Annotated in this window: 11 protein-coding genes; 10 read left to right on the top strand and 1 reads right to left on the bottom strand. The window is 68.3% G+C overall.

What is annotated here, in order from left to right; translation table 11 throughout:
* Window positions 1–66: 66 nt before the first annotated feature.
* Window positions 67–357, bottom strand: a complete 291-nt coding sequence (locus QC283_RS04220; protein ID WP_279559960.1) for a hypothetical protein — start codon at window positions 355–357, stop codon at window positions 67–69.
* 346 nt (window positions 358–703) lie between these two features.
* On the opposite strand from QC283_RS04220, the gene QC283_RS04215 reads away from it, so the two are divergent.
* From QC283_RS04215 to QC283_RS04170, 10 genes are all read left to right on the top strand, one after another.
* The gene (locus QC283_RS04215; protein WP_279559959.1) at window positions 704–3004 is read left to right on the top strand and encodes an ABC transporter family substrate-binding protein; all 2301 of its coding nucleotides are present in this window, start codon (window positions 704–706) and stop codon (window positions 3002–3004) included.
* A gap of 176 nt (window positions 3005–3180) precedes the next feature.
* Window positions 3181–5088 (top strand): translational GTPase TypA, encoded by a 1908-nt coding sequence (typA, locus tag QC283_RS04210; protein ID WP_279559958.1) that lies wholly within the window; start codon window positions 3181–3183, stop codon window positions 5086–5088.
* Between the two features lie 882 nt (window positions 5089–5970).
* Window positions 5971–7002 (top strand): ABC transporter permease, encoded by a 1032-nt coding sequence (locus QC283_RS04205; RefSeq protein WP_279559957.1) that lies wholly within the window; start codon window positions 5971–5973, stop codon window positions 7000–7002.
* Window positions 7003–7113: 111 nt separating this feature from the next.
* Window positions 7114–8916, top strand: a complete 1803-nt coding sequence (locus QC283_RS04200; protein ID WP_279559956.1) for an ABC transporter substrate-binding protein — start codon at window positions 7114–7116, stop codon at window positions 8914–8916.
* Window positions 8917–9029: 113 nt separating this feature from the next.
* On the top strand, window positions 9030–10007 hold the full coding sequence (locus tag QC283_RS04195; RefSeq protein ID WP_279559955.1) for an ABC transporter permease: 978 nt from the start codon (window positions 9030–9032) through the stop codon (window positions 10005–10007).
* Between the two features lie 10 nt (window positions 10008–10017).
* Window positions 10018–11079, top strand: a complete 1062-nt coding sequence (locus QC283_RS04190; protein WP_279559954.1) for an ABC transporter ATP-binding protein — start codon at window positions 10018–10020, stop codon at window positions 11077–11079.
* Window positions 11080–11106: 27 nt separating this feature from the next.
* Window positions 11107–12252 (top strand): ABC transporter ATP-binding protein, encoded by a 1146-nt coding sequence (locus QC283_RS04185; RefSeq protein ID WP_279559953.1) that lies wholly within the window; start codon window positions 11107–11109, stop codon window positions 12250–12252.
* Window positions 12253–12593: 341 nt separating this feature from the next.
* Window positions 12594–14219, top strand: coding sequence for a peptide ABC transporter substrate-binding protein (locus QC283_RS04180; RefSeq protein WP_279559952.1), 1626 nt, complete (start codon window positions 12594–12596; stop codon window positions 14217–14219).
* A gap of 9 nt (window positions 14220–14228) precedes the next feature.
* Window positions 14229–15152, top strand: coding sequence for an ABC transporter permease (locus QC283_RS04175; protein ID WP_279559951.1), 924 nt, complete (start codon window positions 14229–14231; stop codon window positions 15150–15152).
* The gene (locus tag QC283_RS04170) at window positions 15145–16143 is read left to right on the top strand and encodes an ABC transporter permease (protein ID WP_279559950.1); all 999 of its coding nucleotides are present in this window, start codon (window positions 15145–15147) and stop codon (window positions 16141–16143) included. Before QC283_RS04175 ends, QC283_RS04170 begins: the two co-directional genes overlap by 8 nt.

The following is a 16143-nucleotide window of genomic DNA, read 5'->3' as shown; positions in this document are numbered from 1 at the left end:
GGTGGGTCGGGCGCAGAGGGCGCGGCGGGCGCGGCGGGTGGGGTCAGGGGGTGCGGCGGGTCGCGTTCAGGGGGCGCGGCGGTCGCGGGCGCCGAGGCCCTCGTCGTCCGAGTCCGTCCACAGCGAGCCGTCGTACGGCACGTCGGAGATCGTGACGAGGTCCGGACGGACGGGCGCGTCGGGCGCGGCCGACACCGCCCGCAGCAGCGCGACGCTCTCACGCAGATGGTCGGCGTCGGTGCGGATCCGGCGGACATCCAGGCCGCCGCTGCCCAGCCGCTGCTCCAGCCGGGCCACCGACCGGGACAGTTCGTCGAGACTGCGTTGGATCGATGACAGGTCGTCGTGCACGGACATGACGTGACCTCACTTCCGCCGGAACTTCCGTAGGACACGGCGCGGAGCCGGCCCTGGGTGACGACGTGGCGACGTTCATGCGCCTGAGAGTGTCGCGCGTCACACCGGTCGCTGGGAAGGGATGTGCGGCGATTGGCCGGGGCGTGTCGGTGCATCGCGGGTGGCGTTGCGCCGCACGGGTGGGCTTACGCACCGTCGCCGCCGTGTCTCCCGGCGTCGCCGAACCGTTTCCTCTTCAGTGGCCGCATCCCCGTCCGGATACAAATGATCAACTCCAAATACCGCATATACGGCACATGCCGCTGAAAGTGACCACCACGCCCGCGGCCCTCCGGAGGTAGCAGAGATGTCCTACGTCGGTGTAGGACCGAGCGCGGTCATGCGCTCGGTCGCCTTCCTCACCGCGGGTGTGCTCGCGGTCCCCGCGCTGGCCGGCTGCAGCTCCGAGGACCCGGCGGGCAAGCCGCTCGCCGAGCAGGACATCGCCTCCGCGGCCCGCGCCCAGGTCTCCGACGGCGGCACCCTGCGCTGGGCCGTGGACTCCGTACCGGACACGCTGAACACCTTCCAGTCGGACGCCGACGCCACCACGACCCGCGTCGCGCAGGCCGTGCTGCCCTCGATGTACCGGATGGACGAGACCGGCCGCCCGGTGCGCGACCCCGATTACCTGGAATCGGCCGAGGTCGTCGAGACCGAGCCCAAACAGGTCGTCGTCTACAAGCTCAACCAGCAGGCCGTCTGGAGCGACGGCCGGGAGATCGGCGCCGCCGACTTCGCCGCCCAGTGGCGCGCCCTGTCCGGCAAGGACAGCGCCTACTGGACCGCCCGCAACGCCGGCTACGACCGCATCGAGAAGATCGAGCGCGGCGCCGGCGACCTGGAGGTCAAGGTCACCTTCAGCCGGCCCTACGCCGACTGGAAGTCCCTGTTCACGCCGCTGTACCCGAAGAGCGTCACGGGCACCCCGGACGCCTTCAACGACGGCGCGCGCCGCAAGCTGAAGATCACCGCCGGCCCCTTCGCCCTGGAGAAGGTCGACACCGAGGACGACGAGATCGTGCTCGCCCAGAACCCGCGCTGGTGGGGCGACCCGCCCAAGCTGGACAAGATCGTGCTGCGCGCCGTCCCCCGCGACAAGCGGGTCTCCGAGCTGGTCGCCGGCAAGCTCGACCTGGCCGAGATCGACCCGGACACGGCCGAGCAGGTCGCCCTGGCCGCCGGGCCCCGGGACGCCGGCACCGGCACCCCGCTCATGGGCCCGGAGGGCACCCCGGCCGCGGGCTCGGGCGGCTCACCGTTCCAGGGGCCGCAGGGCACCTCCGCCGCTCGGGCACTGCGGTCCTGGGCCATCGCCAACGGCTCCGACGAGGAGGCCGCCGACGAGGAGATCCTCGCCCGTGAGAAGCGGCGCGAGGCCCGGGAGAAGTTCGACCGACGGCAGAAGGCGCTGAGCGGCTTCGAGGTCCGCAAGTCGCTGGAGCCCGCCTACACCCAGCTCGCCCTGAACGGCGCCGACGGCCCTCTCGCCGACGAACGCGTCCGCCGGGCGGTGGCCCGCGCCCTGGACCGCGAGAAGCTGGCGGAGGCGGTGCTGAAGCCGCTGGGCCTGCCGGCCGAGCCCGTGGGCAGCCACCTCGCACTGTCCGGCCAGGCCGCCTACGCCGACGGCAGCGGCGCGCTCGGCGACCAGAACGCGAAGGAGGCCCGGGCCCTGCTGGCGGACGCCGGGTGGGTGCCCGGCGGGCCGGTGAAGGAGTCCGAGGACGGCGAGAAGGCGGCCGGCGCCGAGAAGTCGGAGGACGGCGAGGACGAGAAGTCCGAGGGCGGCGACGAGGGGACGTACATCGTCGGCGAGGACGACAAGGACACGGACGACAAGAACCCGGACGACAAGAACACGGACGGCGAGGAAGAAGGCGAGAAGGAGGCCGAGGAGCAGGACGGCGAGGACGAGAAGGGGGAGGGGGAGGAGGACGAGCGCAGCAGCGGCAAGAACACCGCCCAGGGCGGCGTCCCCGGCGCCTACGCCCCCAAGGGCACCGCCGCTCCGGCCGGCTCCGCGGTGGCCCCGCTCGCCAAGGACGGCAAAGCGCTCACCCTGAGCTTCGTACTCCCCTCCGGTCCCGGTTCCGACGCCCTGCGGACCGTGGCCGACCGCGTCTCGGACATGCTGGAGGAGATCGGTATCGGCACCGAGATCACCAAGGTCCCGGACGAGAGCTACTTCAAGGACCACATCGCCTCCGGCGAGTACGACCTGGCGCTCTACTCCTGGCCCGCCTCCGCCTTCCCCGCCACCGACGCCCGCCCCATCTACGCCAAGCCCGTCCCGGCCGCCGACGGTTCCCTGAACGTCGCGCAGAACTACACCCGGGTCGGCACCGACCAGGTCGACCAGCTCTTCGACCAGGCCGTGGCCACGCTGGACCAGGAGAAGGCCCGGGACCTGCTCCGCAAGGCCGACTCCCGGATCTGGGCGGCGGCCGGCTCCATCCCCCTCTACCAGCGCCCCCAGCTCATGGCGGCCCGGAAGAACCTGGCCAACGCGGGCGCCTTCGGTTTCGAGACCCCGGTCCACGAGGACATGGGCTTCCTCAAGAAGGGCGCCCAGGGTTCCCGCCCGTCGGCGAGTCCGTCGTCCTGACCGGGTCTCCCGGGCTTCCCGGGGCCCTCGGATCCCCGCGCCCGCAGCACCTGGCAAGCCCCAGTCCCCGGGGCCCCGTACCATTGGGTGAGGCCGTGGCATGTACCGCCCGGCAGGCCCGAGTGACAAGGACGTACGCGAGGGCCGACCTCACACCCTCCGGGAGTACGCCTCATATGGCCACGCGCCACGACATCCGCAACGTCGCCATCGTCGCCCACGTCGACCACGGCAAGACCACCATCGTCGACGGCATGCTGAAGCAGGCCGGCGCCTTCGCCGCGCACCAGCTCGAAGGCGTCGACGACCGCATGATGGACTCGAACGACCTGGAGCGTGAGAAGGGCATCACGATCCTGGCCAAGAACACCGCGGTGAAGTACCACCCCAAGGCCGGCGGCGACCCGATCACGATCAACATCATCGACACCCCCGGCCACGCCGACTTCGGTGGCGAGGTCGAGCGCGGTCTGTCGATGGTGGACGGCGTCGTCCTGCTCGTGGACGCCTCCGAGGGCCCGCTGCCGCAGACCCGCTTCGTGCTGCGCAAGGCGCTCAGCCAGCGGCTGCCCATCATCCTGTGCATCAACAAGACGGACCGTCCGGACGCCCGGATCGACGAGGTCGTCAACGAGACGTACGACCTCTTCCTCGACCTGGACGCCGACGAGGAGCAGATCGAGTTCCCGATCGTCTACGCGTGCGGCAGGGACGGCGTCGCCTCCCTCACCAAGCCCGAGGACGGCACGGTCCCGTCCGACTCCACCACGCTGGAGCCGTTCTTCTCGACGATCCTGGACTACATCCCGGCCCCGACCTACGAAGAGGACGCCCCGCTCCAGGCGCACGTGACCAACCTGGACGCGGACAACTTCCTCGGCCGTATCGCCCTGCTGCGCGTCCACCAGGGCGAGCTGAAGAAGGGCCAGACGGTCGCCTGGATGAAGCGCGACGGATCCGTCAGCAACGTCCGCATCTCCGAGCTGATGATGACCGAGGCGCTCACCCGCAAGCCGGCCGAGAAGGCCGGTCCCGGTGACATCTGCGCCGTCGCCGGCATCCCGGAGATCATGATCGGCGAGACCCTGGCCGACCAGGAGAACCCGGTCCCGCTGCCGCTGATCACGGTGGACGAGCCCGCGATCTCCATGACCATCGGCACCAACACCTCGCCGCTGGTCGGCCGCGGCGCCACCGGCAAGGGCGCGGACAACAAGGCGGTCGTCAAGGACCGCAAGGTCACCGCCCGCCAGGTCAAGGACCGTCTGGACCGCGAGCTGATCGGCAACGTCTCGCTGCGCGTCCTGGACACCGAGCGTCCGGACGCCTGGGAGGTGCAGGGCCGCGGTGAGCTGGCGCTGGCCATCCTGGTCGAGCAGATGCGCCGTGAGGGCTTCGAGCTGACGATCGGCAAGCCGCAGGTCGTCACCAAGGACGTCGAGGGCAAGACGTACGAGCCCGTCGAGCGCATGACGATCGACGTGCCCGAGGAGCACATGGGCGCGGTCACGCAGCTCATGGGCGTGCGCAAGGGCCGGATGGACAACATGTCCAACCACGGCTCCGGCTGGGTCCGCATGGAGTTCGTGGTCCCCTCCCGCGGTCTGATCGGCTTCCGCACGGAGTTCCTGACCCAGACCCGCGGCACCGGCATCGCCCACTCCATCCACGAGGGCCACGAGCCCTGGTTCGGCACCCTCACGACCCGTAACAACGGCTCGCTGGTCGCCGACCGCTCCGGTGCCGTCACCGCCTTCGCGATGACGAACCTCCAGGAGCGCGGCGTGCTCTTCACGGACCCGGGCACCGAGGTGTACGAGGGCATGATCGTCGGCGAGAACTCCCGCGCCGACGACATGGACGTGAACATCACCAAGGAGAAGAAGCTCACCAACATGCGGTCGTCCTCGGCCGACTCGTTCGAGGCGATCGTCCCGCCGCGCAAGCTCTCGCTGGAGCAGTCGCTGGAGTTCTGCCGCGACGACGAGTGCGTCGAGGTGACCCCGGAGGCCGTTCGCATCCGGAAGGTGAACCTGGACGCCCGCGAGCGCGCCCGCGCCGCGAGCCGCGCCAAGCACGGCTGATTCCGCTCCCCGACGGCACCGGACACCACGTCTGACGTGGTGTCCGGTGCCGTTTCGCATGGGCCGCCACGGGTTGCGAGCGACGTAGGGTAAACCCTCGATTTCGCGCCGAGACGCCGTCGGGCGGGCCGCACCGCACTAACCTGCGCGGAAACCGGAGCGCCGACGGGTTGACTTCCGGGGCTCCGTGGCCGGCGTCGCCGAGCGTCAGACAGAGCTGCAAGTCAGCCTGCACCGCCCGCACGTTACGCGCAATCACTTTTCGTCACCGAGGCGTCCGTTATACGGACGGTGACCTCCGTTAGATGTGTAACAAGTCCGTTTCGCTGTGATCTCTCACCAAACCCTTTGTCCGGATTTTGGAAGATCTGGCCTCTATCTGTGATCGAACCGAGACCTCTAGGGTGTGGTTCGTTCCCTGGAGGATGGCAGATAGTTAGCCACATAAAGCTCGGATGAACGGGTCACGCCCTGGCGGTGCGGACTCGCGAGCGCGGGGGCACTTGGCGAATCTCCGGTCACCACGTGTGGCCGGGATGTGTCGTGTGCTCCTGTTTGCGGTGAACCAGCGGATTCATGAGGAGGAACCCATGCGAGGTGCCACAAGCGCCATATGGGTCGCGTCGTCCCCGATGGCGGGTGTAGGCCCCGCGGGTGCGTCCAGTGCCGTCACGGTGGTTGCGGCAGCGGCCAGGCGTCGCGAACTTCCTTGACGACGCGTGCCGTCGGCCGGTGGGCATCGGCCGCGAGCCAGGGTTCTCCAGGGGTGATGTCGCCCCTCCGTCGTTGTTCCCCTCGCGCGCTGCGAAAGACGTACGCCGTGCGAAGGCCGTCGGACGGGCGTGAGTCCCGACGACCTCCAACCTGTGAAATGGACGAATCATGACGAGTCCAATCGAGATTGAGGGTGCTGAAGCCTCTTCCGTCTTGGACAAAGAGAGCGCGCCGCAGGGTGACGCCCCCAAGCCCAAGGAGCCGGAAGGGCTCAAGCCCGGGCAGTTGATGTGGGCGCGGTTCAAGCGCGACCGGGCCGGTGTGGTCTCTGCCTTCGTCGTCCTGTTCTTCTTCGTGATCGCGGCGGCGGCGCCGCTGATCTCGAAGGTGTACGGCAAGGACCCGTACACGCTGTACGGGCAGGAGAACCCCGACCTCCTGGACATGTTCACCATGCCGGCCGCGCCGTTCGGCGGTATCAGCGGCGACTTCTGGTTCGGCATCGAACCGGGCCTGGGCCGCGACGTGTTCACCCAGCTGCTGTACGGGATGCGCAACTCGATGGCCACCGCGCTGGCCGCGACCATCATCATGACGGTGCTGGGTGTCCTGATCGGCCTGGCCGGCGGCTACTTCGGCGGGAAGATCGACTACTGGCTCGGCCGGATCACCGACTTCTTCATGGCCCTGCCCAGCCAGCTGTTCTTCGTCGCCGCGATGCCCGTCATCACCACGGTGTTCGTCGCCCCGGACAAGGAGACGCCCACCTATGTGCGCGCGTCCGCGATCATCATCGTGCTGTCCTTCCTGGGGTGGATGAGCATGGCCCGGATCGTCCGGGGTGCCACGATGTCCCTGCGCGACCGGGAGTTCATCGAGGCGGCACGCATCTCCGGGGCCTCGCCCTGGCGCATCCTCCGCAAGGAACTGCTGCCCAACATCGTCACCCCGACGCTGGTACAGGCGACGCTGACCCTGCCGAGCACCATCCTCAGCATCGCGTTCCTCTCGTTCGTGGGCGTCGGATACGTCGAGCCCACGCCGGACTGGGGGCGGATGTTCTCCATCGGCGCCGGCATCGTCGAGCAGGATCCGTACTACATGCTCTTCCCCGGAGTGGCCATGGTGATCTTCATTGTGGCCTTCAACCTCCTCGGTGACTCGGTGCGGGACGCCTTCGATCCCAAGACGAACCGCTGAGATTCCAGGGAACCCCCCCCACACGCTCGCCGGCCGGTCCGGTGCCGCTCAGCCCGGTCCCGGCCACGTACCAGCAGTGCTCACTACTCACAGGCAGGTGGATTCGTCCCTATGAGCATCTTCCGTAACCGCACCGCCACGGCCGCCATAGTCGCGGTCGCAGCCGGCGCCCTGACCCTCACCGCCTGCGGTGGTGGCGGCAGCGACAGCTCCTCCAAGGACAACAGCAAGAAGAAGGAGGACGCCAAGTCGCAGTCGAAGCCGGTCCAGATCGGTGACGCCAAGGCGTCGGCCGGTCCGGCCGAGGAGGTCCCGGGCGCCAAGCCGGGCGGCACGGTCACCGTGTACCAGGAGGCGGACTTCTCCCACCTGGACCCGGGCCAGATCTACGTCTCGGACGGCAAGCTGCTCAGCCGCCTCATCTTCCGCGGTCTGACCCAGTACGACGAGGACGAGAACGGCAACCTGACGGTCGTGGGCGACCTCGCCACCGACGCGGGCAAGCCGTCCGACGGCGGCAAGACCTGGACGTACACCCTCAAGGACAACCTGAAGGACGAGAACGGGAACCCGATCAACGCGGCGGACATCCGCAACACGGTCGAGCGCCTGTACTCGAACTACATCACCGACGGTCCGACGTACCTCCAGCAGTGGCTGTCCGGCGAGGGCACCACCTACCGTGACGCGTACGCCGGCCCGGACAAGGGCAAGCACCTGCCCGACACCGTCCTGGAGACGCCGGACGACAAGACGATCGTCTTCCACTTCAAGGACGCGCGGCCCGACGTCCCGCAGATGCTGACCATGCCCGGTTACAGCGTCGTCCCGGAGGAGACGGACACCAAGGCGAAGTACGACTCGGACCCGGTCGCCGTGGGCCCGTACAAGATCGCCGACTTCAAGCCGGGCAAGTCCATGAAGCTGGTCAAGAACACCCAGTGGGACGCGAAGTCCGACTCGGTGCGCCACCAGTACGTCGACGGGTTCAACATCTCGATGAACCACGACGACGAGGACCAGACCAAGACCCTCCTCGCCGACCAGGGCGAGGCCAAGAACGCCATGATGTTCACGGGCCAGGTCGCCACCACGCAGCTGCAGAAGGTGGTGGGCGACAAGGAGGCCATGAAGAACCGCACGATCCAGGGCTACGCGCCCTACGTGTGGCAGCTCAACTTCAACATGGACCGGATCAAGGACAAGAAGCTCCGTGACGCCATCACCCTGGCGCTGCCCTCCGACTCGGTCTTCAAGGCCGACGGTGGTGCCTACGGTGGTGAGGTCGCCAACTCGCTGATGTCGCCCACGACTCCGGGCTACGACGAGAGCTTCGACCCCTTCAACCGTCACAAGAAGCCCAACGGCGACATCGAGGCCGCCAAGAAGCTGATCAAGGAAGGCGGCTTCGAGGGCAAGAGCCTCGTCTACGCCTACGGCAACACGCCGACCCGCCAGAAGCAGGCCGTCCTGATCGCCGACGCGCTGGAGAAGATCGGTCTCGACATCCAGAAGAAGGAGATCGACTCCGCCACCTGGTACGAGCAGGTCGGCAAGGTCAAGAACGGCTACGACCTGTACATGACCGGCTGGGGCCAGGACTGGCCGTCCGCCTCCACGGTCATCCCGCCGTCGTACGACGGCACCCAGATCCAGGACGGCGCGGCCAACTACGCGCACATCAACGACAAGCACGTCAACTCGGAGATCCAGCGCATCGAGACGATCGCCGACACGGCCGAGGCCACCAAGGCGTGGGCCGAGCTGAACGAGTACATCTCCAAGGAAGTCAACCCGGCCGCCCCGATCTACTACACCAAGGTCTTCCAGATCTTCGGTTCGAACATCGGCGGCATCCGCTACAGCTCGGACTCGAGCTATGTGGACGTGACCCGGATCTTCCTCAAGAAGTAGTCCGCTCGGTCGGGAATCCGGTGGTGGGCGCGCGGCGGAGCGCCCACCACCGGGCCCGGATCCCCTCGAGACCTCCCATCCGACTGCCGCAGTCCTGAGAGCAGCTGTCTGCCATGCTTCAATTCCTCATTCGCCGGTCCTTCGGCGCGGCACTGATCCTGCTGTTGATCAGTGCGTTCACGTTCTTCATGTTCTTCGCGATCCCGCAGGACCCGGCCATGCTGGCCTGTGGCAAGAACTGCACTCCGGACGCGCTGGCGATCATTCACCAGAACATGGGGCTCGACAAGCCGGTCACCGTCCAGTACTGGAACTTCCTGATCGGCATCTTCACCGGCCGTGACTTCGCCGTCGGTCACTGCCCCGCCCCGTGCTTCGGTGTCTCCTTCGCCAACGACCAGAACGTCTGGGACACGATCCTCGACCGCTTCCCGCTGACCATCTCCCTGACCCTCGGCAGCCTGCTGGTCTTCCTCTTCCTCGGCCTCGGCGCCGGGATGCTGGCCGCCAAGAACCGCGGTACCTGGATCGACAAGCTCTTCAGCTCCGGGTCGCTCGTCGTCAGCTCCCTGCAGATCTACTTCCTCGGCCCGCTCGTGCTGCTCCTCTTCGTCTACAGCACCGGCTGGCTGGACAAGCCGAAGTACGTGCCGTTCTCCGAGGACCTCGGCGGCTGGTTCATGGGCCTGTTGATCCCCTGGCTCGTCATGGCGACCATCTTCACCGCCAACTACACCCGGATGAGCCGCTCGTCGATGATCGAGCAGCTCCAGGAAGAACACGTCAAGGCGGCCCGCGCCAAGGGCATGTCGGGCAACTACACCTTCTTCCGTTACGCCTGGCGGGGCTCCCTCGTCCCCATCGTCACCATCCTCGGCATCGACCTGTCGGCGCTCATGGGCGGTGGCATGGTGACCGAGATGACGTTCGGTCTGGCCGGAGTCGGCCGGCTCGCGCTGGACTCCGTCACCAACAAGGACCTGCCGATGCTGATGGGCGTCATGCTCGTCAGTGCCGCTCTCATCATCGTCTTCAACCTGATCGTGGACGCCCTGTACGCCGTCATCGACCCGCGCGTGCGCCTGTCCTAGGAGAACCACCGTGACCACTCAGACCAAGCCCGAAGAGGCCCCGGCCGCCGCCGCGGGGGACGCGTTTCTCTCGGTGCGCGACCTCAAGGTCCACTTCTCCACCGAGGGCGGCGTCGTCAAGGCGGTGGACGGGCTCTCCTTCGACCTGGAGCGCGGCAAGACCCTCGGCATCGTGGGCGAGTCCGGCTCCGGCAAGTCGGTGACCAACCTGGCCGTCCTCGGCATGCACGACCGGCGGAAGACCGCCATCGACGGATCGATCACGCTGGACGGCCAGGAGCTGACCGACGCCGACGAGAAGCAGCTGGAGAAGCTGCGCGGCAAGAAGATGGCAATGATCTTCCAGGACGCGCTGACCGCGCTGTCGCCGTACTACACGGTCGGCCGGCAGATCGGCGAGCCGTTCACGAAGCACACCGGGGCGTCCAAGAAGGACGCCCGGGAGCGCGCCATCGACCTGCTGGAGAAGGTCGGCATTCCGCACCCGCAGCAGCGGGTCGACGACTACCCGCACCAGTTCTCCGGCGGTATGCGTCAGCGCGCCATGATCGCCATGGCCCTCTCGTGCAACCCGGACCTGCTCATCGCCGACGAGCCGACCACGGCGCTCGACGTGACCGTGCAGGCGCAGATCCTCGACCTGCTCAAGGACCTCCAGCAGGAGTTCGGCTCGGCGATCATCATGATCACCCACGACCTGGGTGTGGTCGGCAACATGGCCGACGACATCCTGGTCATGTACGCGGGCCGGGCCGTCGAGCGCGGCACGGTGCGCGAGGTACTCAAGTCGCCGCAGCACCCGTACACCTGGGGCCTGCTGGGTTCGATGCCGAGTCTCGCCTCGAACGTCGACGAGCCGCTGATGCCGATCCCGGGATCGCCGCCCTCGCTGCTCAACCCGCCCTCGGGTTGCGCGTTCCACCCGCGGTGCGGCTTCACCGACCTGGTCACCGGAGGCCGTTGCACGGGTGAGCGTCCGACGCTCGCCCCGGGGCGAGCGGCCGCCTGTCACCTGACGGCGGACCAGCGGCAGCAGGTGTTCATCGAGAAGATTCAGCCCCGGCTGGGCTGAGCGGAAACCGGCGACTGGGGCATCACCATGAGCGACAACAGTAAGAAGACCACGGCGGTCGCCGACTCCTTCCCGCAGCAGCGGGACGGCGACAGCGCACCGCTCCTCAAGGTCAGCGGTCTGGCGAAGCACTTCCCGATCAAGGGCGGCTTCCCGATCAAGCGGACCGTCGGTCACGTCAAGGCCGTCGACGGCGTCGACTTCGAGGTCTACCCGGGGGAGAGCCTCGGTCTCGTCGGCGAGTCCGGCTGCGGCAAGTCGACGACCGGCCGGCTGCTGACCCGCCTGTACGAGCCCACCCAGGGCACCATCGAGTACCGGGGCAAGGACATCACGCGCGCCAACCGGCGACAGCTGGCGCCGATCCGGTCCGAGATCCAGATGATCTTCCAGGACCCGTACGCGTCGCTGAACCCCCGGCAGACCGTGGGCACCATCATCTCGGGCCCGATGGAGATCAACGGGATCAACCCGCCCGGCGGCCGAGAGAAGCGCGTCCGCGAGCTCCTGGAGATCGTCGGTCTCAACCCGGAGCACTACAACCGCTTCCCGCACGAGTTCTCCGGCGGTCAGCGTCAGCGCATCGGCGTCGCGCGGGCCGTCGCCCTGGAGCCGAAGCTGATCGTCGCCGACGAGCCGGTCTCGGCCCTCGACGTGTCGATCCAGGCCCAGGTGGTGAACCTGCTGCAGAAGGTGCAGCGGGAAATGGGGATCGCCTTCGTCTTCATCGCCCACGACCTGGCGATCGTGCGGCACTTCTCGCAGCGCATCGCGGTGATGTACCTGGGCAAGGTCGTGGAGATCGCGGACCGCGACTCGCTCTACAACCGCCCCCGTCACCCGTACACGCACGCCCTGCTGTCGGCCGTGCCGGACGCGGACATCGACGCCGTGAAGAAGGAGCGGATCCGGCTCCAGGGCGACGTACCCTCGCCGATCTCCCCGCCGTCCGGCTGCCGGTTCCGTACCCGGTGCTGGAAGGCACAGGACAAGTGCGCGACCGAGGAGCCGCCGCTCGTGAAGATCTCCGGCAACCGTGACGGCCACCTGACGGCCTGCCACTTCCCGGAGGACCCCACGACGGAGGCCAGGGACGAGGACATCGTCATGGACCCGGGCCTCAAGGCGATGGAGGACGACGCCGACGGCGGCGCGGCGGTCTCCAAGAGCTGAAGCCGGCGGCAGCGAGCCGGCCCGGCGGGAGAGCGGGGGCGGGAGGAGACTCCCGCCCCCGCTCTCCGCATGTGGGGCGCTCCCGCTCCTCCCGCTCCCTCTGCGGGGCACCCACCGGCGCTCCCGCCCCTCTGCCCTCCCGCCCTTGCCCTCCCGCCCCGTCCGTACTGCGCCCCGGCGCCCTCCCGCTCATCCGCGGACACCCGTCCGGAGGGCACCCGACACCCGTCCGGAGGACACCCGAGACCCGTACGGACCGGGTGAATGTGCGCCCGACGGCTCTCCCTTTGAAGCTGACCGGTAACGGACCAGCGGACGAGTCAGGCACAGGGAGGCACTCCATGCGCGGAGCCAGGCACGCCGGATGGGCCGCATGCGCGGTGGCGGCAGCCCTCGCGGCGACCGCCTGCGGAGGCGGGGGAGGCAGCGGCGGGGACACGGGCGCGGTCCTCAGCTCGTCCTGGGGCGACCCGCAGAACCCGCTGGAGCCGGCGAACACCAACGAGGTCCAGGGCGGCAAGGTCCTCGACATGATCTTCCGGGGGCTGAAGAAGTACGACCCCGAGACCGGCGAGGCGCAGAACATGCTCGCCGAGAAGATCGAGACCTCCGACTCGCAGAACTTCACGATCACCGTCAAGGACGGCTGGACCTTCAGCAACGGCGAGAAGGTCACCGCCCAGTCCTTCGTGGACGCCTGGAACTACGGCGCGAGCCTGAAGAACAACCAGCGCAACGCCTACTTCTTCGCCTACATCGACGGCTACGACAAGACGCACCCGGAGAGCGGCGAACAGAGCGCCGACACGCTCTCCGGGCTGAAGGTGACCGGCCCCCGCACCTTCACCGTCAAGCTCAGCCAGAAGTTCTCGACCTTCCCCGACACCCTCGGCTACCCGGCCTTCGCACCGCTGCCCCGCGCCTTCTTCGACGACCACGACGCCTGGCTGAAGAAACCGGTCGGCAACGGCCCCTACATGGTCGACAACTACGCCCGGGGCTCCCAGATGTCCCTGCGGAAGTGGGAGGAGTACCCGGGCCCGGACAAGGCGCGGAACGGCGGCGTCGACCTGAAGGTCTACACCGACAACAACACGGCCTACACCGACCTGATGGCCGGCAACCTCGACCTCGTCGACGACGTCCCCGCCGCCCAGCTCAAGAACGTGAAGAACGACCTCGGCGACCGGTACATCAACACCCCGGCCGGCATCATCCAGACGCTCGCGTTCCCGTTCTACGACAACGACTGGAGCAAGCCCGGCTCGGAAAAGGTCCGCAAGGGCCTGTCCATGGCGATCGACCGCAAGCAGATCACGGACACGATCTTCCACCAGACCCGCACCCCGGCCACCGACTGGACCTCACCCGTCCTCGGCGAGGACGGCGGCTACAAGGCGGGACTGTGCGGCCAGGCCTGCGAGTTCAAGCCCGACGAGGCCAAGAAGCTGATCAAGGAGGGCGGCGGACTGCCCGGCGGCCAGGTCAGGATCACGTACAACGCCGACACCGGCTCCCACGGGCAGTGGGTCGACGCGGTCTGCAACTCCATCAACAACGCCCTGGACAACGACCGCGCCTGCGCCGGCAACCCGGTCGGCACCTTCGCCGACTTCCGCAGCCAGATCACCGACCGGAAGATGAGCGGCCCCTTCCGCGCCGGCTGGCAGATGGACTACCCCCTCATCCAGAACTTCCTCCAGCCGCTCTACTACACCAACGCCTCCTCCAACGACGGCAAGTGGTCCAACGAGAAGTTCGACGAGCTCGTCGACAAGGCCAACGCCGAGACCGACACCGCGAAGGCCATCGGCCTCTTCCAGCAGGCCGAGGAGGTCCTGCGGGACGAGATGGGAGCCATCCCGCTCTGGTACCAGAACGGCAGCGCGGGCTACTCGCAGCGGCTCTCCGACGTGAGACTCAACCCGTTCAGCGTCCCGGTCTACAACGAGATCAAGGTCGGCTGAGGGGGCGCCATGGGACGCTACGTCGTCCGGCGGCTGCTCCAGATGATCCCGGTCTTCATCGGGGCCACGCTGCTGATCTTCCTGATGGTCAACGTGATGGGCGACCCCGTCGCGGGACTCTGCGGCGACCGGGAGTGCGACCCGGCGACCGCCGCCCAGCTGCGGCACGAGTTCGGCCTCGACCAGCCCGTGTGGCAGCAGTACGTGACCTACATGGGCAACGTCTTCACCGGCGACTTCGGCACCGCCTTCAACGGCCAGCCGGTCACCGAGCTGATGGGGACGGCCTTCCCCGTCACCATCCGGCTCACGATCATCGCCATCCTCTTCGAGATCGTCGTCGGTATCGTCCTCGGCGTCGTCACCGGCCTGCGCCGCGGCCGCCCCATCGACACCGGGGTACTGCTGCTCACGCTCGTCGTCATCTCCGTCCCCACCTTCGTCACCGGCCTCATCCTCCAGCTCCTGCTCGGTGTCAAGTGGGGCTGGATCGACCCGGCCGTCTCCTCCGACGCCCTCTTCGGCGAGCTGATCGTCCCGGGCCTGGTCCTCGCCTCGGTCTCCCTGGCGTACGTCACCCGGCTCACCCGTACCTCCATCGCGGAGAACCGGCGCTCCGACTACGTCCGTACCGCCATCGCCAAGGGCCTGCCCCGCCACCGGGTCATCACCCGGCACCTGCTGCGCAACTCCCTGATCCCCGTCGTCACCTTCATCGGCACCGACATCGGCGCCCTGATGGGCGGCGCCATCGTCACCGAGCGGATCTTCAACATCCACGGCGTCGGCTACCAGCTCTACCAGGGCATCCTCCGGCAGAACACGCAGACCGTCGTCGGCTTCGTCACCGTCCTGGTCCTCGTCTTCCTCGTCGCCAACCTCCTCGTCGACCTCCTGTACGCCGTACTCGATCCGAGGATCCGCTATGCCTGAGCAGCAGCAGCCGTACGAGCCCGAGCGCGCCGTCGCCGGCACCGGCATGGGCGGGACGATGGACCTCGGCGCGAGCGAGGCGGTGACGCTGGAGAAGACACCTGGCGGCCCGGGGGGCCCGGACGGCGGGCCCGGCTCCCACGACAGGCCCCGCAGCCTCTGGTCCGACGCCTGGCACGACCTGCGCCGCAACCCGGTCTTCATCATCTCCGCCCTGGTGATCCTCTTCCTGATCGTCATCTCCGTCTGGCCGTCCCTGATCGCCTCCGGCAGCCCCCTCAAGTGCGACCTCGCCAGGGCCCAGGAGGGCTCCCAGTCCGGCCACCCCTTCGGCTTCAACGGCCAGGGCTGCGACGTCTACACCCGCACCGTCTACGGCGCCCGTACGTCGGTGGCGGTCGGCGTCCTCGCCACGCTCGGGGTCGCGGTGCTCGGCAGCGTCCTCGGGGGCCTCGCCGGCTTCTTCGGCGGCGCGGGGGACGCCGTCCTCTCCCGCATCACCGACGTCTTCTTCGCGATCCCGGTCGTCCTCGGCGGCCTGGTCCTGCTCTCCGTCATCACCAGCAACACCGTCTGGCCGGTGATCGGCTTCATCGTGCTGCTCGGCTGGCCGCAGATCTCCCGGATCGCCCGCGGCTCCGTCATCACCGCCAAGCAGAACGACTACGTCCAGGCGGCCCGTGCCCTGGGCGCGTCCAACTCCCGCCTTCTGCTGCGCCACATCGCGCCCAACGCCGTCGCCCCCGTCATCGTCGTGGCGACCATCGCGCTCGGCACCTACATCTCCCTGGAGGCGACCCTGTCCTTCCTCGGCGTCGGCCTCAAGCCGCCCAGCGTCTCCTGGGGCATCGACATCTCCGCAGCCGCCCCCTACGTCCGCAACGCCCCGCACGCCCTGCTCTGGCCCTCCGGAGCCCTCGCCATCACCGTCCTCGCGTTCATCATGCTCGGCGACGCGGTGCGCGACGCCCTCGACCCGAAGCTGAGGTGA

The sequence above is a fragment of the Streptomyces sp. DH41 genome, assembly GCF_029813785.1.
In the GTDB taxonomy this organism is placed as follows: domain Bacteria; phylum Actinomycetota; class Actinomycetes; order Streptomycetales; family Streptomycetaceae; genus Streptomyces.
This window is presented reverse-complemented; position numbering and strand designations above follow the sequence as displayed.